Here is a 26,239-nt window from a genome sequence, read left to right as displayed (position 1 = left end):
CTAGATAAAGCAGGTAACAATCTTCTCCCCGATTAGTAATTGACTGCATTTAAAAAAATCTTATATGAATAGAACGTCGAACATATGCTCGACGCTCTATTTAAAGTACAAAGTTACAGTGACTCTATGCCCATATTGTAAAGTGTAAAACCATATATATCAGCATATTGCTCGATCGTCTTGCTGGTGGGTGTCCCTGCACCATGTCCCGCATTAGTTTCAATACGAATCAAATAAGGTTTATTGCTTGCCCCTTTGGCTTGCAGCTCTGCCGCAAATTTATATGAATGCGCAGGTACAACTCTATCATCATGGTCTCCGGTGGTGATAAGTGTTGCAGGGTAGCTTATCCCTTCTTTAACATTGTGGACTGGCGAATATCCCTTTAGGTAAGTGTACATTTCTTTACTTTGCTCACTGGTGCCGTAATCATACGCCCAACCAGCCCCTGCGGTGAATGTATGATAACGAAGCATATCAAGTACACCTACTGCTGGTAATGCAACTTTAAATAACTCTGGACGCTGCGTCATAACCGCACCAACTAATAAGCCACCATTTGATCCACCACGCACAGCTAAGTAATCACTTGAGGTGTATTTTTCCTCGTTTAGGTATTCTGCGGCTGCGATAAAGTCATCAAATACATTTTGTTTTTGTAATTGTGTACCCGCTTTATGCCACTGTTTACCGTATTCACCACCTCCACGAATATTTGGTACTGCGTAAACACCTCCTTGCTCAAGCCAAGCAGCTATAGTTGAACTAAAACTAGGTGTTAAACTTACATTGAAACCACCATAGCCATACAAAATAGTCGGGTTTTTACTATCTAGCTTTAAGCCCTTTTTATACGAAATAATCATCGGCACTTTAGTACCATCCTTAGATGTATAAAAAACCTGCTCAGTTTTATACTTATCACTATCGAATTGTGCACCTGATTTACGATAAACCGAAGATTCACCCGTTTGAACATCAAAAGAGTATGTATTACCTGGCGTTATATAGTTAGCAAATGAATAATAAAGTGTAGTTTGCTCTTTCTTACCAACAAAGCCACGGGCAGTCCCTACACCAGGCAAATTAATTTCTCGTACTAACTTACCTGCTTTATCGTATTGTTTAACTTGGGAGATTGCATCAGCCATATACTTAGCAAAAAAGTAATCGCCTCCTTTTGATAAGCCCAGTACATTTTTAGTTTCTGGGATCACATCTTGCCAATTTTCAGGTTGTGGTTTGCTTGCATCAACTCGCACTAATTTTTTGTTCGGCGCATTGAGGTTAGTCACTAAAAATAAAGTGCTCCCTTTAGTGTCAATCACATAAGTATCTGAGTCTGTATTGTCCAAGATAGTTACTAATTTGCTATCAGGATCAGTTAAATCTTTAATAAATAATTTATTGCCCGAGGTTGATACACTTGCTGAAATCACTAAAAATCGATTATCACGGCTCACATTTGCACCAATATAACGATGCTTTTGTTCATCGGTACCACCAAATACCAGTTTATCTTTCGTTTGGCTGGTGCCTAACTGATGATAATATACTTTATGTTGATCAGTTTTAGCGGAAAGCTCGCTGCCTTTAGGCTTATCGTAGCTTGAATAGTAGAACCCTTGATTACCAAACCATGAGATACCACTAAATTTCACATCAACTAGTGCCTGCTCAATCGGTTCTTTAGATTCAGTATCCAAAATAATGATTTTTCGCCAATCACTGCCCCCTTCAGAAATTTGATAAGCTGCTAATGAGCCGTCATCTGAAAATGTTAACCCTGACATAGAGGTCGTGCCATCTTCACTAAAGGTATTAGGGTCTAAAAATATTTCAGCTTCTGCATCGCCTTTTGTTCTATACAATACATACTGATTTTGTAAACCATCATTTTTATAAAAATAGGTATAGTCGCCTTCTGTAAAAGGTGCTGATATTTTTTCATAATTAAACAGCTTTTCAAGACTCTCTTTGAGTTTATCGCGATAAGGAATTTGGTCTAAATAAGCAAAGGTTGTTTGATTTTGTGTCTTAACCCAATTAGCAGTTTCATCGCTCATATCATCTTCTAACCAGCGATAAGGGTCAGCTACCTCTTCACCAAAATAACTCTCTACAACTTGTCCTTCTGCTGTTTTAGGGTAGCTTAAATTTACTTTTTCTATAGACGTAGTTGATACTCTTTCTTTAGTTACCGCTATAGATGAACTCGGTGACTCTGAGCAACCAGTTAATGCGAGTAATACACCACATGCTAAAATATTTTTTATCATCGTTTTCATTCTTGTTATGTAAAATAATTAACTTCCAAGAATATGGTTCTTTGTAGGTGTTGTCTAGCTGTTCGCGTTACAATATCCACCTGTTTGTAAACAACTGTTAATGAATCCACATCAACACAGCTTTACAAACTTGAAACATTTTACCCTTATTATTTAGTTCCCCGAAATCCAACTTACCGCAGACTGCATTTTGTCGGCAACTGTTTAGTACCCAGCGTATTTGTATTAATAACACTAAAGCTTAGCTATTTTGGTTATGATCGATGATTGGTTATGGTTTTGCGTGGGTTCATCATTTTTTGAAAAAATAGGCAGGCAACATTATAAGCATCTATTTTATATTTGTAGGGAGGTTGGTGATGTTTAAAGATATTAATATAGGAAAGATAAGTTTTATAACCACGGCAAACGCCGTGGCTATAATAGGCATGCAGCGTATGCTGTTATACTTTAGTTAACCAACCGTGCTTATCGTCTGCTTTTCCCCATTGAATATCATTAAGCGCTTGGCGTAAACGTGCCGCTTGCGGGCCTGGCTCACCATTACCTACTTTGTATTCTTTATCGTTATGGATAAATGTGCCGACTGAGGTTAATACCGCCGCAGTACCAGAAAGCGCAGCTTCAGTACCCGGTTTTTCTGCACGCTCAAGTAACTCTGTTACTGTAAAATTGCGCTCAGAAACCGTCATACCTAAGTCTTTTGCAATGGTTAAAATACTATTACGAGTAACACCATGTAAAAAACTGCTATCGAGCGCTTTAGTGATGATTTCATTGCCATCGATTAAAATAAAGTTAGCAGCGCCGGTCTCTTGTACGTCACCACCTGGGCAAAATAATATTTGATCAGCTTTATACTTTTCACGTGCCGCTGAAATAGGTCCTAATGCACTTGCATAGTTGCCACCACTTTTAACCATACCCATATGCGGGGCGCAGCGCATACCATCTTCTTCAAGTAATACACGTAATGCAGTAGCGCCAGCAGAGAAGTAATCGCCCACCGGAGAAAGTAAAACATAGAGTAACGAACTCATTGAAGGCGCAGCGGCTTTGCCAATGGCTGCTTCAGTACCAATATGTGTGGGACGAATATACATTGAGCCTGGCGGTAGTGGTGTTTCATGACTATACATTTTAACACTATCGATAATCATTTTTTCAAGCATTGACTCATCAAAGTCAGGTAGGCTCAAAAACTTTGAGCTTTGCTTCATACGCTTGATATTCGCATCCATTCTAAAGACATACACTGCTCCATCTTCATGGCGAAATGCTTTTAAGCCTTCAAAACATGTACTTGAATAATGTAAAACATGTGCACCACCATGAAATTCTAATTTATCTGACGCAACCGTTGTCAACTCACCCCACGCTTTATTCTCAAAACGTGCTTGTATCATCTGCGGCATAAACACAGTACCAAATGCGGCCATATTTGTTCTCTCTTATGTAGACTACTTTACCCCATTGTATGACATTCAAGGGCATTTTAACCATAGTTAAAACAAGGCTTTTTCAATTAAGCGCTAGATAATTTTGTACTGTTATATGACAGACCCGATAAAAGGAACTCCTACCGATAGTTATTTTTTGCTGTCATGCGGTTAAGTAACGTCGGCAAAAACCGTTTAAGGTACTTAATATTTCTGGCGTAGAGGCTAAAATCGGCTCTGTATTTGCTAAGCCAAGGGTTACAATATGATGCTTATAACCGAACCAACTATTTAATCCATTGAACGTCGCTTCATTACGTACAAACAAAATAAGCATGCACCTTTAGCTGCTAACTGCTCAGGTAAGGCTTTACTAATACCTGATGAAACACCCGTGTCCAGATTACTTTATCGTTAAAAGCATCTTATGTTACTTATACCCGCGTTGAACCCGCTTGCGCTGTAATTTGTTGCTCGAGCTTTTTATAAAAACCCAGTGAAAACAAGGCTTCTACAACTACAAATAATGGGCCTATAATCAATCCCATTAAGTCATCTACAAATGCCGGCTTTTTGCCTTCAAAATAATGGCCGATGAACTGTAAGCCCCAGCCCACAGCAAGCGTTGCAACACTGACTATTAGCCAGTTTGAATGACTTAAACTTGCCACTGGAGCGGCCGCTATCGTCAATAAGCTGAGTAACAAGGCCATTATGACACCCAATGATAGGCTCAATCTTAAATAATAAAGTGATGTAACGGTCACAACGAGCGAAGCACCCGTTACCTGAATGATCCCATCAAAAAGAGTTATACGCTCTAAAAGGCATAGAATTGCATACACAATCAGTGGTATGCCAATAAAGTGAGTTAAAACATTGCGTTTTGAACGATGGTAAAGGGCATAGTTTATTAATTGTTGTTCGAGCGTTTTCATTTTATCTGCCTAATTAAATTGCCACCTTCAACTTTAGCAGATAAAACACCGAATAGAACATCCAGCTTTGAGTTTTCTCCAAAAGATAAGTACACACTAAAAATGCACTTATAGTTTAACCTTTGTCATGCTTAGCCTCTGCATCTAACTGCTCACGACCTTTTTGATACTCTTGAGTGAGCATTGACTCTAGCTCATCAGTTTTTTCTTTATCAACACCTATACACTGATAAAATAGTGCCTTTTGCGCCGCTTTTAGCACGGCTAGCGCATTTTAATCCCAGACTCTAGCAGGGTTGAGCGGTAATCATCGTCTAGCCCTGCCATTTTCTTTTTCCTCGCCATACTTGCTGACTTAGATGCATCTTGTTTAAAAAGCGCCATGGCTATCTTTCGCATTACATTAAACATTAATGGCCCTTGAAGTTTGCGTATTCTCGATTCATCTTCTCTGAAGTTCATATCAAGCATCCAATGCATGCTTTCAACCTGCCAGTGACTGCGTACTGCATTGAGTGCTTGCGCTGCATTTAAGTCTAATGAACTTATATACCAGCGTGTTTCAGTGGTATCCGACCCTGCCGACTTATCATGAACTTCAGCCCTGACCTTAATAATACTCGTTAAGCCAGGCCAACGATAATCCTTGCCTAGCCAGCTTTTATCTATAAGTAACTGCTGGCATGTACGTGTTTCAACACGCCCATGTCCTGAGCTTATTTCGGTATGTTCATCACAATTATGCTTAGTTAACCTTTCACGCTCGCACTTGTGCCACCACGCTTCTAGTTCCTTTTGCATGCCTGAATGATTACCTTTAAGTGCAAGAATATAATCTGCTTTTTGTTGGATGATTTGTTTTGCTATTTCTTGTTGGCATCCCATCGCATCTAACGTAATGATACTGTTTTCAATATCGAGCAGGGTGAGTAATTCTGGTATTGCGGTGATTTCATTTGTTTTATTATCAACAGCCGTCTGCCCAAGCACTAACTGGTGTTGGCAACTCCATGCACTGACCGTGTGTAAGGCACTTTTTCTGTCTTTTGTGGTAAATGAACGCCGTGCGGTTTTGCCATCGATAGCGATGATATCTGCACCTGTAGTTTCAATCAGTGATGATATCCAAGATTGAAATGCCCTTTCTATTTCATTTGCTTTTAACCGACACATGACGCGAGCAATCGTGTCATGTTTTGGAATTCCTGCGTTGAACGTGCCGTATTTTTTTAACCAATCAAGCTTTAGGTGCCCAAAGTCTTCAATATCTTCCCATCCTTCTGCACCAGAGAGTACAGCGCTAATAGCAAGGAGAAGAATATCGATAAGTTCATGCTTTTTACAACGTTCAATGCGAGGATCTGTAATTGAATTAAAATGTTTCAGAAAAGTAGTGCTCATATTTATGCGACCAAGTAATTATTATGCCTTGATCTGATCACTACTTGCTCTATAAGTTCAATTTATAATGATCTTGCCGTGCCGCTTTTAGAATCGAGTGATTTATATGTAGTATTTTTACTTCCAATTATGTCTAATTTATCTAACTGTCTGTATCCATATCGAGTCTAAATAGATGGTCTTATTTTATTTTCTGGCTATATTCAGTAATAATAAACTCTAAATACGTTACTCTTTACGCTTAATATGTCCCAAGCACTAACACGCCAGCAGGAAGGCCTATATGACAACAGAATATTTTGAATTGTTAAGCTTAATTGGTGTTGCTTTTTTTGCAATATCAGGAACTTTGCTTGGTCATGATAAAGATATCGGTGGTTTTGGTATTGTTGTCGTAGGATCAGTAACCGCTCTTGGTGGTGGCACGTTGCGCGATGTACTGCTAAACCAGCCGGTATTTTGGATTTCAGAGCCAAACTATTTATATGCCACTTATAGCGCGATATTTGTCGCAGTCATGTTTATACGCTATTTGCCTGATGTATCAAGCTATTACATGCTACTCGTTGATGCCATCGGCATGGCCATTTTTAATATAGTCGGCATTGAAAAAGCATTAATTGAAGGCACAACCATGATAGTTGCTATCACTATGGGCATGACCACCGGTATATTTGGCGGTTTAATGCGCGATGTAATCTGCCGCGAAATGCCTCTAGTCATGCGTGAAGAGCTCTACTCTACCGCCTGTTTTTGCGGTGGTATCACTTACGCTACTTTATTCTTATTAGAGGTGTCATATTTGTGGTGCATTATTGGCTCATTTTTAGTTACAGTATTCCTCAGACTCGGCGCCCTGCACTTCGGCTGGCGTCCTAATGTATTTAGAAAAAGAACCGTGCGTAATTAGAGCATTGTGAGAATAATACAAAGGAAATAATAAAATGATGAGTATAAAGAGCAAAGTTACTTTTTTGCTCTTCGCTTAAAAGCTAAAAAATTGGTAATTACTTAGCCCTGTTATTACGCCCCAAAACAACTAACAATAGCACCTTCACAAAACCACGCAGGGTTATTAACTTTAAAATATGACTGAAGCCTTCTTTTCACATAATAAAACAAACTAGGAACTAATATTTTTAACTCCTAGTTTGCATGCCTCATTTTAACCGCTCGTACAACCCTGACGCTCTACTTACCGATCTATTCATTGCCGTTAGTAGCACGTTTTTGTCGGCTACCAGCTCGAAGGTATTTTTTGCACGGGTGATGCCGGTGTAGACTATTTGGCGGTTTATGCCAGCAGTTGCCTGGTTTGCCGGTGGCAATACCATCGCAGTATAAGCGAATTCAGAGCCTTGTGATTTGTGTATAGTCATTACATACACTTTATCGTGGGGTGGCATTCTGGCTGGTGAAAAAGCACGTTCATTACCTTGCTCATCTATAAATATCGCTTTAAGTTTCTTGTTTTCATCATGCATTAAAATACCAATATCGCCATTAAAGAGCTTAAGTTGATAATCGTTTTGTGCAATCATGATCGGCATGCCTAAATAGTGCAGTGGATTTGCAGTGGTATTGATAAGCCCTTGGTTGTGCAGTTGTTTTTCAATTCGCTGATTTAGGCTATTTACGCCGTAATCACCCTCGCGCACTGCAGCAAGTAATTGATACTTAGCAAAGGCTTTATGAACCTCTGCAGTTGTTGCATGTTGCTTAATTAGATTTAGATACTTTGCATAATGGCTAGCTGCATTTTGCACTAATTTTTCAACCGGTTTAGTCACTAGGTCGAAATCAAGAATCACGTCGTTAAATACGCCGCTATTTACCTCTTGCTCTACAAAATTTAGTTTGCCTCTATGATTAGTATTAACAGCCAATGCTAGTTGGCCGATGCCACTTTCTGCGGTAAACCGATAGCTATGTTGTAAAAACGCGATGCAATCGGCAAGTTTAAATTTACTTGGTTTTACTTCGAGTTTTTGTTCGCCGTTAAAGCAAAGCTGATTTAGTTCATCGCAGCGTGCTTTTGAATAACTGGGCGTTTCACCAAACATTAAACCTTGGCATAAATCACTCATAACACTACCGGTATCTACCGAAGCAAGTTGGTCTTTATCACCAAGTAGTATTAGCCTCGCGTGAGCTGGCAGTGCTTCTATTAGCTTTGCCATCAGTGATAAATCAACCATGGAGGCTTCGTCGATAATCAATATATCTAAATGCAGTAGGTTGCCACTGTTATGTTTAAACTTATTGGTAAAGGGTTTAACCCCCAATAAACGATGAATAGTTTCTGCACTTTGAGGAATTAATGGCTCTACCTCAACTGGAATAGATGCTTTTAATTGCGCTTTTGCGCCTAATATAGACTCACTTAATCTTGCTGCCGCTTTTCCTGTAGGAGCTACCAGCTTAATACTGAGCGGCGCACTTTGATAAAGTGATTGCAAAATAGCAAGCAGCTTCGTGACGGTGGTGGTTTTACCGGTGCCGGGACCACCGGTGATCACACTAAAACCTTTTGTGGCAGCCATAGCGCAGGCGACTTTTTGCCAATCAAGACCCTTTTTAGGTGCTTTGCAGGCAGGAAAATAATAATCTAATAAATCACTGAGCTTGGTATTGTCTATCGTTATTTTTCGCTCACTCATAACTAATAGTCGCGATGCCAGAGTTTGCTCATACCCGGCAAGACGGGAAAAATAGAGGCGGCTTCCAAATAGTTGTAAAGGCTGCTGTTCGCCAACACTTGGGTGTGCTTGTAAGCAGTTAATGGCACACTGGGTGTCAAAGTCTTCAATAAATGGGCTGAGCTTATCTGGCACTGTGCCATCAGCCTTTGTAAAGTCAGATTGGCGTAAATTAAACGGGTTTATCCAGTTTACCTCGTCTAGGTTTAAACAACTATGTTGGCTTTGCCCTGCGAGGCACAGTAATAAAATAATATTGTAAACATCACTTTTATCGGTGTTTTTATTTTGTTGACAGAGTAAATCAGCCAACTTTATATCCACCATACGTAGGCGATTTTCATTAAGTAAATAGTCAAGCAACGGGACTTTTTTTACTGTTCGATTTAGTTCAGTATTTATTGTCGATGTTTCGCCTACTGTAGGCGTTGTGTTTATTGTAGGCCCGTTGCTCATGATGGCTCTCCTTCGCTCATTGTCGCTTTAGTAAATAACCCATCTAAAATCTCAACTTGCTCGCTGCTGAGCTTTTTAAAGTAAATACCTTTGCCATCACCCATCCCCCGCAAAAAGGTGTAGTAAATGCCACCTAAATGTTGCTCTATACTGTAATTTTTAATACGTTGTTTTAACAAGCGATTTAGCGCAACTGTGTATATTAGATACTGCAAATGATACTGATGGCTAGTCATAGCTTGCTCGAGTGAGTCTTGCTCGTAATCACTAGGCTTGTTGCCTAAGTAATTGGATTTATAATCCAAAATATAATATTTACCTTGGTAGTAAAATATTAAATCTACAAATCCTTTAAGTAGTCCTTGTACATCAAAAAAATCAAGATTGCTTTGATTAAAACCAAAGTGTTTAATTAGTACTGAGTTTAACTGTTTAGCATTTAAGCTTTGCAGTGGTAAATTAAATTCCATCTCAACTAAACAGTCACTTGGGGGTAATACGCTTAAGCTCAAGCCAGTGTTATCAAAAGGGCACTCTAAGGCGCTGAGTATCCATTGTTCAGTGGTCTCTTGCCACTGCTCGTCTATGTGATACTTTTTTAAACTTTTTTTAATCACCTCAGCTAAGTTATTCTCATTACTACCTTGAGGCTGCTCAGTTAAGTGTTGCTCTGGATTAGTAAAATCAATTTGCTCAAAAATTTCGTGTAAACAACTACCTGGTTTTGCTCCTTTGGGGAAACTATACGGGGATTGACTATTATCTTGCTTGGCGGCAAATTCATCTTTGTTGTGATCTTCATCAGTACGTCCTGGTTGTATGTGATCAGACTGTTTTTTAAAGCTCAAGGCACTAAAACTGGTTGCGCGCCAATCTTTTTCTATCTCAACGGTTACACTATTAACACTAAGCTTTTGCTCTGTATTTTGCGCTGGTAAAAGTTGTAATGGCTCCTGCTCGACTAACTCATCCTTAGTAAATTCGCTATATTCCATCGCTGAGTTTTGCTGACAAAACTCTTTTAAATGATTACGCCAAATTACGCTACTGGTTATATCAAGGTTTGCAAATAATACATGTCCAAGCGAGCTGCTTTGAATAGCTAAACGACTACTTTGCCCTTGCCCTATGTTGTACATACCAATGGCGCAGTAATGAATAGCGCGTGTTAGTGCCACGTACAATAAACGTAAATCTTCAGCTAGACGTTCTTGCTCGGCTTTTTGCAGTGCATCGTCACTTTTACTTAAATCATAAATAAGCTGCCCGTCTTTATGATACAAGGCCTCTTTGGTTTCACGATACCCACTAGCAAATGGCATAAACACTAACGGAAACTCAAGCCCTTTTGATGCATGCATGGTAACAATTCGTACTAAGTTAGCATCACTTTCAAGGCGTACTTGGACAGCTTCACCGTCTTGTTGACTCACTTTTTGTGCAAACCAACGTAATAACCGTTGTGTGCCCTCAAGCTCAATTTGTTTTTGCTGGAGTATTTCACTGAGATGTCGTAAATCTGTAAGCCAGCGCTCTACGTTATAGCCTAAACCTTGCCATTTAGCGCTTAATTTATTGTGGCTTAATAAATATTCAAGCATCGCCATGGCACCTTGCTTGTGCCAGACTGAGCTTAAGTAAGCAAAAAAGTTAAGGTGTACTTGCCATTTTGCTTCATCATCTGCAAGCGCATAAATGTCGTTATAACTTAAACAAAATAATGGGCCAGCAAGTACCCCGCGCAGTAATGATTCGTTATATTGGCCATGTAATGCTGTTAAAAAGTTCAGTAAATGATGGCTCAACTCTTGGCTAAATACACTGTCGCGAGATAAATACACACTGGCAATTTTAGCATCACTGAGTGCTTTTTTGATAACCTGCGCTTCACCCCGATCACGCACCAAAATACAAATATCAGCAGCGGTTACGGGCTCACTGCCTATACACGCGCGTCCCTCTGACGCCTGTACAAGCAACGCTACTATTTTATTAGTAAAGTGGGCGGCTAAATGCTGCTGGCTAATCCCTTTTTTGGTTGGTTTGTTTTTATCATCAGCCTCGGTATCTGTAAATACACAAAACTCAAAGGCCTTGGCCGGCTTACCATTTATCAAAAATGATTCATCCGCTTCCTTACCTTTGGCCTTAACTTGGTTAAAAGGAATGACATCGTTATATATAAAGCTGTTATCATGCTTAGCAAATAATTGGTTAACACTTTCAACTATATCAGTACTTGAGCGAAAATTGGTGTCCAAGGTAAATTGCTGGCTTTGCTCAACAGCATGTTTTGCGCCTATGTAAGTAAAAATATCTGCGCCCCTAAAACCATAAATAGCTTGTTTAGGGTCCCCAATCATGGAAAGAGTAGTATGTGCTTGCGTATAAATCTTACTAAAAATACCGTATTGGGTTGGATCGGTATCTTGGAATTCGTCAATCATGGCAACGGGGAATAAGTGCGCTATTTTTTGTGCAAGTGTTTCGCCCTGCTCACTGGTCAGTGCATTATGTAAGTTACTCAATAAGTCATCCGGAGTGATCACGCTTTGTTCTTGCTTGCGTTTTGCAATAGCTTTTTTAACCCACGTAGCTGCATGTTGTACTATTGCTATAGCGAGCCCTTGATTTATAGTGTTGCTAAGCGCTGCAAGTTCATCAAATTGGCTTTGTAGTGCATGAGTAAATAATGGCTGGTTTTTTTTATAGTTACCCGCATCACTTAGGCTTTCAGTACTCCACACTTCGAATGAATATTTATTGGTACCAAACTGAAAAAACAGCTCGTCACTTAAACAGAACTCTTCAAGCGCTTTTAAGCTTCCTTTACGCGCAGGAGTCTTCGAACCACTGAGCCCAGAGGCTTTAACCGCTGCAACAAATTCGCTTTCTAAACAGCTTTTTTTAAAACCGGGTACTTTTGCAATGTATTGCTCACGGGCTTGCCATACATCTTCTAAATTAATTTGCGGAGTAACTTTTGCGTTGCCTTTATTCAGTAAGCTAAACACTTTACTAAATAACGCTTCCGGGGCTTGAAAAACGTCGAGTATGGCATCGGTTTTTTCTTTATTTAGCGGGTATACAAAAGTGCGCCAAAAATCTTTTATGGTCTCGAGTAGTATTTCTCGCTCATCTAAAATAAATTCTAAATTAAACGCCACTCCTGATTCAAACGCATGCTGTTTTAGCATGCGCTGACAAAAACCGTGAATAGTAAAAATAGCCGCTTCGTCCATTGATTTTGCAGCAGCATCGAGTAAGTCAAAGGCACGATGTTTGTCGTCAATCGTGCTTATAATATCGTTAATTAGCTGATCTTTTGTTTCAAGGCCTAATAAACCGTCACGGGCGGCGATAATACGTGTGCGTACGCGATCTTTAATTTCTTGGGTGGCGGCATCGGTAAAGGTCACTACCAATATTTGCTCTACACTTAAAGGCTTATTTAGCTCTGAGCCTGGTTCATCCGCTATTTGCATTCCTAATAAATAACGTAAATATAAACCGGTAATAGTATAGGTTTTACCTGTGCCTGCACTAGCTTCTATCAAACTTTGCCCAGTCAGTGGCATTGTAAGTGGATCAAGCGCTTGCATAGTCACTCTCCTTTGCGTTAGCAGCTAACGGGGCGAGCAACTTATTGCTCCACACTGTAAATTCTTCTTGGCAATCTAATAGTGATTGCGTGGTTAAGCGAATGTACGGATTTTCGCCCTCGCCGCGGCCAATATATTGTGGGCTAAATTTATTGATTGCTTTTGTGATGTCGCCACCGGTTTTTACGTATTCATACCCACTTACCGGAAAAAACGCTACTGGCGATTGCCTAAGCGCAACATATAAACTAAACCACTGATTTAACAGTGCCTCAGCTTGGTTTTTATCTATTGGGGCAAACACTATTTTTTGATCAAGGCCGAGAATTAATGTTTCTACACTGTGCTCCATAACTTGCGCACTTAAATGGTAGATAAAGCCTTTAATCAAGTCTTTCGCTTTAATACTGGCACTTCGGTAAAACACTTGTTTTTGCTGTGACTGTTTTTGTAAGTAAAGATGATTTAACCATCCTTCAATTTTCATACTTTGGGGTTCTGCATCTACGCCGTCACTTTTAAGGAGTAAGCTCACCTCTGCGGGTTCATTTTTGCTTTGCTTAATTTGCTCTTTTACTTGGCCTGCGAGTGCATCAACACGATGTTCCATGCTTTCAAAAATTAAATCGCCAACGTGCGCTTGGGGCAGCTCACCTCGTTGCAATATTTGCTCCCGGCTAAGTGGTTTTTCTAAAATAGTAGCTTCGAGTATTTCATCTAAATAAAAGTAACGCTTTAGTGCATCTACACTAAAGGGTTCTTCATCTTTGGTTATGTCATTAAATTCAGGTAAGCGCAGACCTAATGTTTGTTGATAAAAACTCTCTTGTGGATTACAAACACTACGAATAAATACATCTAAATCTAAGCTTTCTGGCATTATTACAGCAAGTTTAGTGAGTGATTGTGGCGCTATTGCTTCTGCAGGCAGCCAAACGGGATTATAGCTGTGTTCATTAAATGCTGTTTGGTCTTCTGACTGCTCTGTTGGTAGATAATAATGGCTATTAAACGGCTGCAAATACTGCTTGCTAATCAAACAGTCAGGTAATTTTTGTGCACTTTGCTCATCTTTTTCAACTAATGAAAAACTGCGGCCAATATATTCTAGTAATTCACTGACAAGCGTTGATGGCATACGCGGTTGGTTGTCAAAACACGAACGACCAATGTAACTCATGTACAAATTTTCGCGGGCACTGAGTAACGCTTCCAAAAACAGGTAGTGATCATCAAGTTTTCGTGATCTATCACCTTTTTGCTTTTTCGAATACGGCACTAAGTCAAAGCCTATCGGCTGTACAGTACGAGGATAATCAGCATCGTTAAGGCCCAGCATACATACCACTTTAAATGGCACAGCGCGCATTGGCATTAAAGTACAAAAATTAACTTGGCCGACCAAAAAGCGCTGGCCTACGCCATTTTCTTGAATACCTTGTTTGATTAAGTAACTAACAATACGTTGTGATACAACTTGAGTATAATCACCGTTTTGATGGTGTTTATTAACATCATCGAGTACTTTTTTAAGCACCAACAGATCCCAACTATCATCGCTATCACTTTCGTATATAGCCGCCAACAGCTCATCAAGAATATCGGCTTTATTTGTTAGTGTGTCATCGGGAGTTAGGCGCTCTTTAAACGTTTGCAGTACATCAATAAAGTGCACTAGTTTATTAAGGGTATCAAGAGCCATCCCTTCAACTTCATCCGCACTGTAAATGCCATTAAATGGATTTTGCTCATCGCGCTGAGCAATCCCTAAAAGTAAACGATTTAACCCATGCTTCCACGTATTTAAGTCAATAGTGGGTAAGTCGAAGCTACTTTTATGCTCAGCATCTATGCCCCACTTAACGCCTACTCGCTCAAGCCAATATTGAATTTGCTCGTATTCATGGGACTCAAGACTGAATTTTTCGGCAATTTGAGTGACCTGTAGTAAATCTAAAATATCCGAGACACCAAAACGTGAAAACGGCAAATTAGCTAAACTTGCAAACGAACTAAGTACAGGCTTTTCTTGCTCAATAGCTAAATCAGCCAACGCATATGGGATGTGACGCTTACCTTGTGCCCCACCAAAAACGGCCTCGATATACGGGCTGTATGTGCCTACATCGGGCATCATAACAATAATATCTTTTGGGGTAAGCGCTGGATTTTGATGAAATAAATTAAGTAAGTAATCATGCAAGCGTTCAACTTCTCTGAGCGGCGTATAGCAATCGCTAAGCATGATACTGTTATCATTTTGCTTTACTGGCAACTTGCCTTCGTCGTTAATAAACCACTCTTTATCTAAAGTAAGTGATTCGCCTTTAAAGGCCAACTGATAAATTTCACTTTGTATCTTGCCAAGTAATGAATCATCAAAGCTTGCTGTAAAGCCATCAATCCAACGGGCATCAAGTTGTACTAGTTGCTCAAAATAATCACGCCCTAATTTCCCCCATGATGATAACAGTGGGTTACCAATAAAATAGTATTCATCATCGGGATTATTTTGGCTATTTTCGCAGGCATCAAGTAATGGCGTTTTGGCATATTTTGCTTTAATTTTAGCAGCGGTTTTTTCATCAACTACATCACCCCAATAATGCTCACTGGGGTTAAAAAAGAATAAGAACACCTGTGTTTTTTTACTCAGTGCATTAAATATTTCAAGCTGGGAACTTGCAATAGCTGATATACCAAACAGACTAATACGCTTAGGTAATTGGCTTTCGTCCATGTTTTCAAGAGCGGCAATTAATTTTCCTTGCATATTGGCGCGGTGGAATTGGCTTTGCCCAAGTTCAACACTTAACGCAACAATGCGCCGCCATAAATCCGGTTGCCAAGGCGAAACCGCAATATCGACATCATCAAGCTCATCTTTACCGCTATCCCATGTTGCTATCCAATGCGGGCGATACATCAAGTACTGATCGTACACGTCGGCTATTTTTTCACATAAGGCAAAGGTTTTTTGGCCGTCAATATCGCCTGCTAAATAGCTTTTAAGCGGCGAATACAAGGGCTCGTCAATGCAATCAGGCAAAATAGCAAAGAGCTTCCATGCAAGGTTAGGTTTATTAAATGCGGACTCTTTAGGCACATTAGGTAATAGTTGCTGATATAACTGCCAAATAAAGCTTGATGGCAATGGAAAATCTACCTGTGCGGCAATACCAAGCTGTTCGCTCAAACCAATTTTTAACCACTGCGACATACCGGGCGATTGCACCAGCACGACTTCTTTATCAAACAGGCTTTGTAGCGGGTCAACCATTAAAAGCTTATGGAACTGCGCTTGCAGTGTTTCCATACGGTTAGATTGGATGATATTCAGCATTTAACACAGTCCTTGCTTGAAACTAACTAGTTGACCTAGTGTAAGATATTTTAATAATGAGCGACAGGTAATTTATGTTGCTTAGATCTAAACTGTAGATGAAATTACTGATTGAGTTTTTATAAAATGTTCCTTATGGTTATTGCGCTTTAATTACAAAGCTAGTTTATGCAGACAGTTAGCAATTTTGCCTAACCAAACAGGACGATCTATAGATTCATCAAGCCTAACAATTTTAGATACGCATGAAAGGTGAGTTTGCGGACGGTTTGATTATTATGATTTAGACTTGTATGTAAATATTAAGCAGCGCTTCGTCTAACGTACCTAATAAAAAATTGCAGAAAATGGCAGGCTAAAAGCTATCTATGAAAAATATATTACCTTTTAACTGTTATTTTATTAAAACTTCGAATCTATCACAGCAATAATTTTATATCAGCATGCTTGTCATTTTCATTTATAGCTAAATAAAAAGGCTTGTTTTATTACAAGCCCTTTATAGTTAGTAAATCAATATGCGTTCAGTAATAACTACACCAGTTCAGCAAGCATTTCATCGCTATAGGCGGTAAGCTCTTGCCCCTGCTTTAGTTTCTCTATGTAATCAGGATTAGCGATAAAGGCACGGCCTATGGCAATTAAATCAAACTTATTGTTACTAATAGCTTGTTTGGCACTGTCAAAATCATAGCTACCTACCCCCACTAAAGTTCCTGTGTAGTTAGTACGTAAATACTCAGAAATAGTTTGATTATCTAGGCTTTCAAAACGCATGCTATCGTCAAAAATACCACCATGAATATACGCTAACTCGCGTGTATTTAACTCACTTAAAAGGTAATCAAATACAGCTTTATCACGGTTGTCTTCATCCATATTAAAATAAGCCCCTGGAGATAAACGAAGGCCCGTTTTTTCAGCGCCGATTGCAGCTATCACTGCATCAACTACTTCAAGGGGAAAGCGCGACATGTTTTCAGGAGTTTGTCCGTATTCATCACCACGTTGATTAGACGCAAAATGTAAAAATTGGTCAAGCAAGTAACCATTAGCGCCATGAATTTCAATACCATCGAAGCCTGCCTCAATCGCGTTCTCTGCTGCTTTTACGTAATCAGCGACTAACCCTTTAATATCTTCAGTAGTGGCAGCTTTAGGCGTTTGATATGTCAGTTCACGCATTCTTGGAACTGAGCCTTCAATACCAATTGCAGAAGGTGCGAGCACTTCCCCGTCAAAAAAATGCGGATGTGCAACGCGGCCGACATGCCAAAGTTGAGCAAACATTTTACCGCCATTTGCATGTACCGCATCGGTGACTTTTTTCCAACCTTGAATTTGTTCATCACTAAATAACCCCGGTACATTAGGATAACCTTGTGCGTCTGGGCGAATGATTGTCGCTTCACTAATAATTAAGCCCGCATCTGCACGGCGTGCATAATACTCAACCATAGCTTGAGTTGGTACTAAATTATCATCTGCCATACAGCGGGTTAAGGGTGCCATTAATACACGGTTTTGTAGCTCAATACTGTTATTTAATTTAAACGGTGCTAGTAAATCAGTAGTCATCATAATCGATCCTTTATTTTGTATAACTGTTAGATATAGTCACCTTGGTAAATATTCAAGCCCTATTTTGAATGATCGCTCAATTTATTTTTCAAAATAATAATTTTGCTATACTAGATATAAAATTAAATGCAAAACTTTCAACATAGTGTCATATAACTCGATATACTATTAAGGAACTAATTAAATAGTAAAGAGTGAGCCAATTATGACGACTGCAATTAAAAAAAATGATGATGCTATTTTATCGCTAGGGGCAAAAAAACGACTCGCTTTTATGTTTGAAACCGTACAAGAATATAAGCAAGTGTGGATTTTAAATGATGACGACGGCTGCGTTATGCTGGTAAATGAAGACGACGACTGCGTGCCTGTTTGGCCTGAGCGCATTTATGCCGAAACATGGGCAACCGATGAGTGGGAAAATTGTACTGCTAAGGCAATTCCAGTAAAAGACTGGCAAAGTCGTTGGACCAGAGGACTTGAACAAGATGATTTACTTATCGCCGTATTCCCTACCGAAGACGACGACGGTACTATATTATTTCCTGATGAATTTGATACACAGTTAAACGCAACTAAAAAGCGTTACTAAATACTGCTAGGCAAAATAATGGCGGAGGGAGAGGGATTCGAACCCTCGTTAGGGATAAACCTAAACACACTTTCCAGGCGTGCGCCTTCAGCCACTCAGCCATCCCTCCGCAGGGTTACCATTTGGTAACTCGGCATAATAGTATGAAATAGCGCTCTTAGGTGCAAGGTGTTTTTCATTATTGCTTTTTAACTGCCTAGTAAACAAACAAAAAAGGCCGTTAATCATTAAATTAACGGCCTTTTCTTTGTAATCGAACTTAGCGTTGTAATGATGCTGAGAAATCAAGCATGCGATTAAGCGACTTGAGTGCGCCTTCACGTAGATCCATATCTACAAACACTTCTTTGCCGGTTACATCAAGTAATGCTTCCTCAATTGCTTTAAGGCCGTTCATTGCCATCCACGGACAATGTGCACAACTTTTACATGTTGCTCCATCACCTGCTGTCGGGGCTGCAAAAAACTCTTTCTCAGGACACAACTGTTGCATCTTATAAAAAATACCGCGATCAGTTGCAACAATAAACTTTTGATTATCCATCGTTTGTGCGGCTTTGATTAACTGACTAGTTGAGCCAACGGCATCAGCCAGTGCAACAATTTCAGCGGGTGACTCTGGATGCACTAATACGCCAGCATCTGCGTGAAGTGCTTTCATGTCTTTTAAGGCTTTGGTTTTAAACTCATCGTGAACAATACAGGCGCCATTCCACATGATCATATCTGCGCCGGTATTTTTTTGAATATATGCGCCTAGGTGTTTATCTGGACCCCAAATTATCTTTTCACCCATTTCATCAAGATGCTCTACAATTTCAAGCGCACACGATGAGGTAACGATCCAATCTGCACGCGCTTTTACGGCAGTAGATGTATTTGCATACACTACTACTTTACGATCTGGGTGCTGGTCACAAAATGTTGAAAACTCATCAATCGGACAGCCAATATCAAGTGAACAGGTTGCCTCAAGCGTTGGCATAACTACCGTTTTATTGGGAGTCAAAATTTTTGCAGTTTCACCCATAAAACGAACCCCAGCTACGACGATCATATCTGCATCGTGCCTAGCGCCAAAGCGAGCCATCTCAAGTGAATCAGCAACGCAACCGCCCGTTTCTTCAGCAAGCGCTTGGATTTCAGGATCCGTATAATAATGGGCAACAAGTACCGCATTTTTATCCGTTAATAATTGTTTGATACGTGCTTTATATTGCGCTTGCTCTTCAATATTTAATGGAGCTGGCTTAGGAGGAAAGATATAACCTTCTGGCATAATAGTTTGAGCTAAACTCATTTCTCGACCACTTAAATCTACAGTGCATATATAGGGTGAATTATACGAGAATATAAAACTAAATAACAGTGGTGGTAGTGAACTCTGCGGGAAATAAAGATATAAAACTGAATAATATCAAGAATGGTGGGTCATGATGGATTCGAACCATCGACCAATTGATTAAAAGTCAACTGCTCTACCAACTGAGCTAATGACCCGCTCTGATTGCTTGTTAAAGCTTACGTAAATCCGCCGATTGAAACCATTCATTATACTTAAATAAATGGTGGGTCATGATGGATTCGAACCATCGACCAATTGATTAAAAGTCAACTGCTCTACCAACTGAGCTAATGACCCGCTCTGATACTTATTGAACTGCGTAAACCCGCCGATTAAAACCATTCATTATACTAAAATAAATGGTGGGTCATGATGGATTCGAACCATCGACCAATTGATTAAAAGTCAACTGCTCTACCAACTGAGCTAATGACCCGCTCTGGTGCTTATTAAAGCTTGCGTAAATCCGCCGATTAAAACCATTCATTACACAAAATAAATGGTGGGTCATGATGGATTCGAACCATCGACCAATTGATTAAAAGTCAACTGCTCTACCAACTGAGCTAATGACCCGCTCTGGTGCTTATTATACTTGCGTAAATCCGCCGATTAAAACCATTCATTATACTTAAATAATAAATGGTGGGTCATGATGGATTCGAACCATCGACCAATTGATTAAAAGTCAACTGCTCTACCAACTGAGCTAATGACCCGCTCTGATGCTTATTAAAGCTTGCGTAAATCCGCCGATTAAAACCATTCATTACACTAAAGAATAAATGGTGGGTCATGATGGATTCGAACCATCGACCAATTGATTAAAAGTCAACTGCTCTACCAACTGAGCTAATGACCCGCTCTGATGCTTATTAAAGCTTGCGTAAATCCGCCGATTAAAACCATTCATTATACTTAAATAATAAATGGTGGGTTATGATGGATTCGAACCATCGACCAATTGATTAAAAGTCAACTGCTCTACCAACTGAGCTAATAACCCGCTCTTTTTTCCGCATTTCGATTGGGGTAACCATTCGTTTGCTGCGGGCGCTTATAATACTTATTTAAAAAATGAGTGCAACAGAAAACGTCTCTTTTTTTAAGTTTTTATGTCTAGTTGACCAATTTTAGACCGCTTATGCTAAAAAGCAGTCTAATCAAGGTCATTTTACATATTTGATAAGCGTTCTGTGGCTAATTTTGCAGCGGTGGTACTTGGGTATTGGTTTATTAAGTCATTAAAGGTTTTTGATGCTTCATCAGTTAAACTTTGCTCTGAAAGCAGCGTACCTAATTTTAACATAGCATCTGGTCGTTTATTTGAATTAGGAAACTCATTTACCACTACTTTAAAATGATCAGAGGCTTGTGCAGGATCATTTTTAATCGTTAGCAGTTGTCCTAACCAATAATGTGCATTAGGTGTATACACCGAGTCTGGATACGTAGTTAAGAACGTTTTAAATTCAGGAATTGCTTGATCATAGCGCTTATCTTTCATTATGAGTGCCACAGCACGCTCGTAAGCTTCGTTCTCAGACAAGTCAGAACTATATGTTTGTGTTGAGTTAGCATCACTGTAATCATCACTAGGCGCTGTATTTTCAGGTTGTGTGTATGCTTGACTAACACGGTTCTCAATTTCTTGATACAACTCACGTTGACGCTGTAGTACTTTTTCGAGCTTATAACTTTGCTCTTCAGTAACACCTCGTACCTGACTTACTTCGTTTTGTAATGAGTTTAGCTGTTGTTGCAGTTCTGCCTGCAATAAGTTACGCGACTGCATCATGTTTTCTAGCGCAGTTAAACGTTTTTCGATACTTGATTGTGAACTTGCAGCCTCTGAAACAGGAGCGGGAGCAGCCCATAGTTGGGTGCTCCCGCTCAATACCATGGCTGCCAAAATAATTTTCGGCTTCATAATATCTCTTATCTTAGTAAACTAATACCGCACGACGATTTTTAGCGAAAGCTGATTCTGTACGTGACTTAACCATTGGTTTTTCTTCACCATAGCTCACTACAGACATTTGGCTTGCAGAAACACCTAAACTTTGTAGGTATTTTTCCACAGCTTGCCCACGATACTCACCAAGCGCAATGTTATACTCTGGCGTACCACGTTCATCAGCATGACCTTCAATTAATACTTTAACTGAAGAGTTTTGTACTAAAAACTCAGCATGTGCTTGTAGTAATTCAGCATATTTACCCTCAACTGTCGCTTTATCGAAATCGAAGTAAATAATTTGCTCTTGACGAAGAGCTTCATATTTTTCACGAAGTGCTTCTTCAGCTTTTTGCTCAGGTGTCAACGTAGCTACTTCAACATTATTGTTTTGGTTGGCCTGTTCAGTTCCCTGGTTAGATTGATTAGCCATACCTTCATCGATATCTGAAGATGAGCTACAAGCTGCTAATGTCATCACTGGCACAGCAATTAGCAGGCCCTTTAGTATTTTATTAAGTTGCATTAAGTAGATTCCTATATTGAGTAAACCAGCAAATATTACTGTAAATAAGGCGACCAAGCCGGTGCCTTTACTTGTCCGTCTAGCACAGGTAAACGTGCTTTAAAGCGACCATCCATCGATACTAGCGCAAGTACCTGTTTATTATTATGAAGCGTGCTATAAATAATCATCGAACCATTCGGCGCTATGCTCGGTGATTCATCTAGGCGTGTTCTTGTTAATACTTGAAACGCGCCTGTAGCCAACTCTTTCTTAGCTAAATGATATTGTCCGTTAGTACGGTTTACCATCACTAATTCTTTTCCATCTGGTGAAACTGATCCTGCAAGATTCATATCACCGTCAAAAGTCATCCGATTTGACCTACCGGTTTGTAAATTTAACTTATAAATCTGAGCATTACCACCCCTTTCAGACGTAAACACAATTTCCTTACTATTTGGAAACCATGATGGCTCAGTATCTATGCTACGATGGCGTGTTAAACGCGTTTCTTTTCGGGTTGCTAAATCTAAAACGTAGATTTCTGTTGCCCCAGTTTTATCTTTTGACAATACCTGCAATAACTTTTTACCATCTGGTGAAAACTGCGGCGCACCGTTAATACCTGAGTGACTGCTGAGTAATTCACGCTTACCTGTATATAAGTCTTGCATATAAATCTGACTTTGACGATTTTCAAAAGTTACATACGCAAGTTTAGTTCCATCAGGCGACCATGCTGGTGACATTAGTGGTTCTTTAGAGCGTAATAACACTTGTTCGTTAAACCCATCATAATCTGCTACAACTAGTTGATATGGTTTATCATCATTATCACGTACTATAACGTAGGCTATTTTGGTTAAAAACGCACCTTTTTCGCCCGTTAACGCTTCATATACCACGTCACTAATACGGTGAGAATAACGACGAAAGCCCGATTCACTAATCACACTTTCACGCGCATCTTGAATATGGTCTTCGCTTTTAACTAGTTTACCATTACTCATCATCTGTGTATCGCCGCCAGTGATTTGACCGCGAATGACATCAACCAGCTGATATTTGACTAAATAACGCCCATCAGTTTGTTGTTCAACCTGGCCAACAAGTATCGCTTCAACACCTTTATTTACCCACGCAGCGTAGTCTATTTCACTATCTTTGCTTGGCTGTTGTGGCATTTGATTAACTTCAATCGGTTTAAACTTACCACTGCGCATTAAGTCAGCAGCAACGACATCGCTAATGTTACTCGGCTTAGGCCCAACACCATTATATTTAAATGGCACAATGGCGATTGGTCTTGCGCCGTCGACCCCTTCTGTTATCACGATTTCAAGGGCTGCAGATGCAGCACCAGTAAAACCTAATAATAAAATAAAACACATTGTTTTTAACTGGTTGAACATATCATTCCTTTAAAATTGTGGTTTGATTGTTAGATTAATATTTTTCAATTGCTCAAACACATCTTTATCTTTAGAAACCGGTAATGTATCTGCCATACGAACCGCACGAAGCGCCGCCTCGCATACTAGTTTATCACCGCCTAGCGATTTAACTTGTGTTACTAAGCCATTAAAGCCCAAGCGAATATTTACACGGCACTGCTGACCTTTCATTTTCTGATCAATCAATAAGTTTTGCTGAATACGCTGCATAATTAACGCTTTATATTTATCAACCTCACTAACTACCTGCTGCTGACGCACTTTATCACGTGCCGTTTGCTCTTTGGCAAGTTGCTCTTGTAGCATTTGCTCTTGCATTGCTTGCTGGCGTTTTCGTTTGGCTTCAGCTTCACGTTTCTTACGCGCCTCTTCCGCTTTTTTCAAAGCATCTTCTTCAGCTTGACGTTTAGCTGCTGCATCTTTTGCTGCTTGTTCAGCTGCTTGCTTTTGCTTTTCTGCTTGTTTTGCTCTTTCGCGTTCTTTTTGTTCAATTTCATGCGCTTTCTTTGCTTGAGCCTCTGCTTGTGCTTTTTCTTTTTCCTTTGCACGGCGTTGTTGTTCAAGCTTTTTAATCTGGCGATTTTCAGACTCACGTTCCTCACGAGCTTGCTTTGCTCTTCGTTCTAAGTCGCGAATACGTTTATCTTCAGCACTTTTCTTATCTGCTTCCTTCTTTTTTAAAGCTGTTATTTTTTCTTCAACTAGCTTTTGATCCACAGTAACCGCAGATACCGCTTTTTCAGTATCAGGAATGGCTGAATTAAGTTTTACTTCCATAACCTTCGGTGAAGGCATATGAAAATTAGCCGTTGCATATAGTAAGCCACCAATCGCTAGATGCAATAATATTGATTTTATTAACGACGCTTGCATAAACTAACCATTCCCTTCAAAAGACTCGGTCATTAGACCTACTGAAGGTACACCCGCATTTTTCAAAAAGTCCATCAACAGTAATACTTCTTGGTAAGACACTTTACCTGAGCCTTTGATCATTACTGGAATATCTGGATCCTTCGTTAACTGCAATTTAATTACTGCGGCAACATCAAGAGCTTCCATTGGTTCTTCAGGGTCAGTACCAACGCTCACATAATATTTGCCTTGAGCATCTATAGAAGCAATGATTGGGGGAGTATCTTTGGTATCCACCAGATCAGACTCTTCCATTTTAGGTAGGTCTACCTTTACACCGTGAGTAATAAGCGGCGCGGTTGCCATAAAGATGATCAACAACACCAACATCACGTCAATGTAAGGTACCACATTTATTTCCGCAACGGGACGACGTTTCTTACGCTGATACATTCGCTTTTGCCTCTATTTGAGTAGCTGCTTGACGGTGTAAAATATTGGCGAATTCCTCCATAAAGTTTATGTAGTTTGACTCTAACTTTTCAACTTTATTAGCAAAGCGATTGTAAGCAATAACCGCTGGAATAGCTGCAAATAAGCCCATAGCCGTAGCAATTAGTGCTTCTGCGATGCCTGGCGCTACCATTTGTAAGGTTGCTTGTTTAACCTCACCTAAGGCGATAAAAGCATTCATGATCCCCCACACCGTACCAAACAGACCAATATACGGACTAATTGAGCCAACGGTCGCTAAAAACGATAAACTATTTTCTAGTTTTTCGATCTCACGAGATAAGGCCACACGCATAGAACGATGAGCGCCATCCATTACAATTGAAGCACTTTGAAATGAGGTTTTTTTATGGCGTGCAAATTCTTTGAATCCTGCAACAAACATAGACTCAAGACCATTTGAACTACTACCACGAGATGAAATTTCATTATAAAGTTTACTGAGATCAGTCCCAGACCAAAATTTTTGTTCAAATTTTTTGGCATTTGCAAATGCTTCAGTAACGGCTTTTTTACGTTGGAAAATAATTGCCCAAGACATTACCGACATTGCCACAAGTGCCAACATCACCAACTGAACCAATAAACTGGCTTCTAGAATTAAATCTAAAAAATTAAGCCCTGCTCCCACATTAAACTCCTAATTTGATTTTATAAATCATAATGTATAAAACTGCAGTTACGTAAATACGTATCATGCCTACAGTTGCAAATTTTATCTAGTGTATATAGTCAACGCATTGCTGACAACGACATTGCTGTGAATTACCAGCAAAAAAGTTAAAACACGAATATCTAATAATTAATTATTGATGGCAAGCAGATTTATTTAATTAAACCTTAAACAAAAGCAGCGAACAGTGCTTATTTATTTCTTTAAAGAACACAAAGCAGAACTTTTATTCACTTTAATGGCATAAAAACCCAAAACCACCCACTAAATAACAAATTTTCTAATCCAACTAAAAAGCTTAATAAAATATCAACCTTATTATATTCAATACTATATTGGTAACAATAGACACAGTAAGCATTTTAAGTAAAATAAAAATACAATCTGACATTAGTTTTTCTAATCTAAAAATATAATTTTTCTAGTTTGAAATATAACCAACTAAACCGTATCATTCACTTATGCCAAGATGATTAGTATTAAACTTTTCATAATGACTTTGTATTTTAGCAGTATGATTTTTTGTATTGCTCGTTTAAGCCTATTACGCAAGTTAGCGTAATAGGCTTAAACACAGATACCCCAGATTACTTCC

Annotated in this window: 19 protein-coding genes and 8 tRNA genes; 2 read left to right on the top strand and 25 right to left on the bottom strand. The window is 39.4% G+C overall.

Going from position 1 to position 26,239, the window contains the following annotated elements; genetic code table 11:
• Nucleotides 1-113 precede the first annotated feature (113 nt).
• The 6 genes from ACT3S9_RS06540 to ACT3S9_RS06515 form a co-directional block, all read right to left on the bottom strand.
• On the bottom strand, nt 114-2,288 hold the full coding sequence (locus ACT3S9_RS06540; protein ID WP_444750834.1) for a prolyl oligopeptidase family serine peptidase: 2,175 nt from the start codon (nt 2,286-2,288) through the stop codon (nt 114-116).
• Between the two features lie 443 nt (nt 2,289-2,731).
• Nucleotides 2,732-3,727 carry a branched-chain amino acid aminotransferase gene (locus ACT3S9_RS06535; RefSeq protein WP_441836557.1) on the bottom strand — a complete coding sequence of 332 codons (996 nt, stop codon included), beginning with the start codon at nt 3,725-3,727 and terminating at the stop codon, nt 2,732-2,734.
• 163 nt (nt 3,728-3,890) lie between these two features.
• Complete coding sequence (locus tag ACT3S9_RS06530) at nt 3,891-4,064, bottom strand: hypothetical protein (protein ID WP_441836558.1); 174 nt, start codon at nt 4,062-4,064, stop codon at nt 3,891-3,893.
• A gap of 97 nt (nt 4,065-4,161) precedes the next feature.
• Complete coding sequence (locus tag ACT3S9_RS06525) at nt 4,162-4,665, bottom strand: Mpo1 family 2-hydroxy fatty acid dioxygenase (protein ID WP_441836559.1); 504 nt, start codon at nt 4,663-4,665, stop codon at nt 4,162-4,164.
• Between the two features lie 115 nt (nt 4,666-4,780).
• Nucleotides 4,781-4,927: a hypothetical protein gene (locus ACT3S9_RS06520; protein ID WP_441836560.1), complete on the bottom strand. Its 147-nt coding sequence runs from the start codon at nt 4,925-4,927 to the stop codon at nt 4,781-4,783.
• A gap of 2 nt (nt 4,928-4,929) precedes the next feature.
• Nucleotides 4,930-6,066, bottom strand: coding sequence for an ISAs1 family transposase (locus ACT3S9_RS06515; RefSeq protein ID WP_008466968.1), 1,137 nt, complete (start codon nt 6,064-6,066; stop codon nt 4,930-4,932).
• 283 nt (nt 6,067-6,349) lie between these two features.
• On the opposite strand from ACT3S9_RS06515, the gene ACT3S9_RS06510 reads away from it, so the two are divergent.
• A complete protein-coding gene (locus ACT3S9_RS06510) occupies nt 6,350-6,976 on the top strand; it encodes a trimeric intracellular cation channel family protein (RefSeq protein WP_441835862.1) in 627 nt (208 codons plus the stop codon).
• Between the two features lie 250 nt (nt 6,977-7,226).
• Here ACT3S9_RS06510 and recD read toward each other — a convergent pair whose 3' ends face one another.
• From recD to ACT3S9_RS06490, 4 genes are all read right to left on the bottom strand, one after another.
• The gene (recD, locus tag ACT3S9_RS06505; RefSeq protein ID WP_441835863.1) at nt 7,227-9,221 is read right to left on the bottom strand and encodes an exodeoxyribonuclease V subunit alpha; all 1,995 of its coding nucleotides are present in this window, start codon (nt 9,219-9,221) and stop codon (nt 7,227-7,229) included.
• The gene (gene recB, locus ACT3S9_RS06500; RefSeq protein WP_441835864.1) at nt 9,218-12,823 is read right to left on the bottom strand and encodes an exodeoxyribonuclease V subunit beta; all 3,606 of its coding nucleotides are present in this window, start codon (nt 12,821-12,823) and stop codon (nt 9,218-9,220) included. Before recB ends, recD begins: the two co-directional genes overlap by 4 nt.
• The gene (recC, locus tag ACT3S9_RS06495) at nt 12,810-16,166 is read right to left on the bottom strand and encodes an exodeoxyribonuclease V subunit gamma (RefSeq protein ID WP_444750833.1); all 3,357 of its coding nucleotides are present in this window, start codon (nt 16,164-16,166) and stop codon (nt 12,810-12,812) included. The genes recB and recC overlap by 14 nt, the downstream gene beginning before the upstream one ends.
• A 534-nt stretch (nt 16,167-16,700) precedes the next feature.
• A complete protein-coding gene (locus tag ACT3S9_RS06490) occupies nt 16,701-17,744 on the bottom strand; it encodes an alkene reductase (RefSeq protein ID WP_444751106.1) in 1,044 nt (347 codons plus the stop codon).
• 208 nt (nt 17,745-17,952) lie between these two features.
• Here ACT3S9_RS06490 and ACT3S9_RS06485 point away from each other — a divergent pair, with 208 nt between their 5' ends.
• A complete protein-coding gene (locus tag ACT3S9_RS06485; RefSeq protein ID WP_444750832.1) occupies nt 17,953-18,339 on the top strand; it encodes a DUF2750 domain-containing protein in 387 nt (128 codons plus the stop codon).
• Nucleotides 18,340-18,358: 19 nt separating this feature from the next.
• Here ACT3S9_RS06485 and ACT3S9_RS06480 read toward each other — a convergent pair.
• From ACT3S9_RS06480 to tolQ, 15 genes are all read right to left on the bottom strand, one after another.
• A tRNA-Ser gene (locus tag ACT3S9_RS06480) sits at nt 18,359-18,448 on the bottom strand.
• Between the two features lie 150 nt (nt 18,449-18,598).
• Nucleotides 18,599-19,639 (bottom strand): quinolinate synthase NadA, encoded by a 1,041-nt coding sequence (gene nadA / locus ACT3S9_RS06475; RefSeq protein ID WP_444750831.1) that lies wholly within the window; start codon nt 19,637-19,639, stop codon nt 18,599-18,601.
• Between the two features lie 124 nt (nt 19,640-19,763).
• Nucleotides 19,764-19,839, bottom strand: a tRNA-Lys gene (locus ACT3S9_RS06470).
• 66 nt (nt 19,840-19,905) lie between these two features.
• Nucleotides 19,906-19,981, bottom strand: a tRNA-Lys gene (locus tag ACT3S9_RS06465).
• Between the two features lie 63 nt (nt 19,982-20,044).
• Nucleotides 20,045-20,120, bottom strand: a tRNA-Lys gene (locus tag ACT3S9_RS06460).
• 64 nt (nt 20,121-20,184) lie between these two features.
• Nucleotides 20,185-20,260 (bottom strand) — tRNA-Lys (locus tag ACT3S9_RS06455).
• A gap of 67 nt (nt 20,261-20,327) precedes the next feature.
• A tRNA-Lys gene (locus ACT3S9_RS06450) sits at nt 20,328-20,403 on the bottom strand.
• 67 nt (nt 20,404-20,470) lie between these two features.
• Nucleotides 20,471-20,546 (bottom strand) — tRNA-Lys (locus ACT3S9_RS06445).
• Nucleotides 20,547-20,614: 68 nt separating this feature from the next.
• A tRNA-Lys gene (locus ACT3S9_RS06440) sits at nt 20,615-20,690 on the bottom strand.
• Nucleotides 20,691-20,858: 168 nt separating this feature from the next.
• Nucleotides 20,859-21,614, bottom strand: coding sequence for a tol-pal system protein YbgF (gene ybgF, locus ACT3S9_RS06435; RefSeq protein ID WP_441836463.1), 756 nt, complete (start codon nt 21,612-21,614; stop codon nt 20,859-20,861).
• A 13-nt stretch (nt 21,615-21,627) separates the two neighbouring features.
• Nucleotides 21,628-22,167: a peptidoglycan-associated lipoprotein Pal gene (pal, locus tag ACT3S9_RS06430; protein ID WP_441836464.1), complete on the bottom strand. Its 540-nt coding sequence runs from the start codon at nt 22,165-22,167 to the stop codon at nt 21,628-21,630.
• Between the two features lie 35 nt (nt 22,168-22,202).
• The gene (gene tolB / locus ACT3S9_RS06425) at nt 22,203-23,561 is read right to left on the bottom strand and encodes a Tol-Pal system beta propeller repeat protein TolB (protein ID WP_441836465.1); all 1,359 of its coding nucleotides are present in this window, start codon (nt 23,559-23,561) and stop codon (nt 22,203-22,205) included.
• Nucleotides 23,562-23,570: 9 nt separating this feature from the next.
• A complete protein-coding gene (gene tolA / locus ACT3S9_RS06420; protein ID WP_441836466.1) occupies nt 23,571-24,476 on the bottom strand; it encodes a cell envelope integrity protein TolA in 906 nt (301 codons plus the stop codon).
• A 3-nt stretch (nt 24,477-24,479) separates the two neighbouring features.
• Nucleotides 24,480-24,911 (bottom strand): protein TolR, encoded by a 432-nt coding sequence (tolR, locus tag ACT3S9_RS06415; RefSeq protein WP_441836467.1) that lies wholly within the window; start codon nt 24,909-24,911, stop codon nt 24,480-24,482.
• Nucleotides 24,898-25,602, bottom strand: a complete 705-nt coding sequence (gene tolQ, locus ACT3S9_RS06410) for a protein TolQ (protein ID WP_441836468.1) — start codon at nt 25,600-25,602, stop codon at nt 24,898-24,900. Before tolQ ends, tolR begins: the two co-directional genes overlap by 14 nt.
• Nucleotides 25,603-26,239 lie beyond the last annotated feature (637 nt).

Source organism: Pseudoalteromonas sp. AOP31-A2-14 (assembly GCF_052378035.1).
Classification (GTDB): Bacteria; Pseudomonadota; Gammaproteobacteria; order Enterobacterales; family Alteromonadaceae; genus Pseudoalteromonas.
This window is presented reverse-complemented; position numbering and strand designations above follow the sequence as displayed.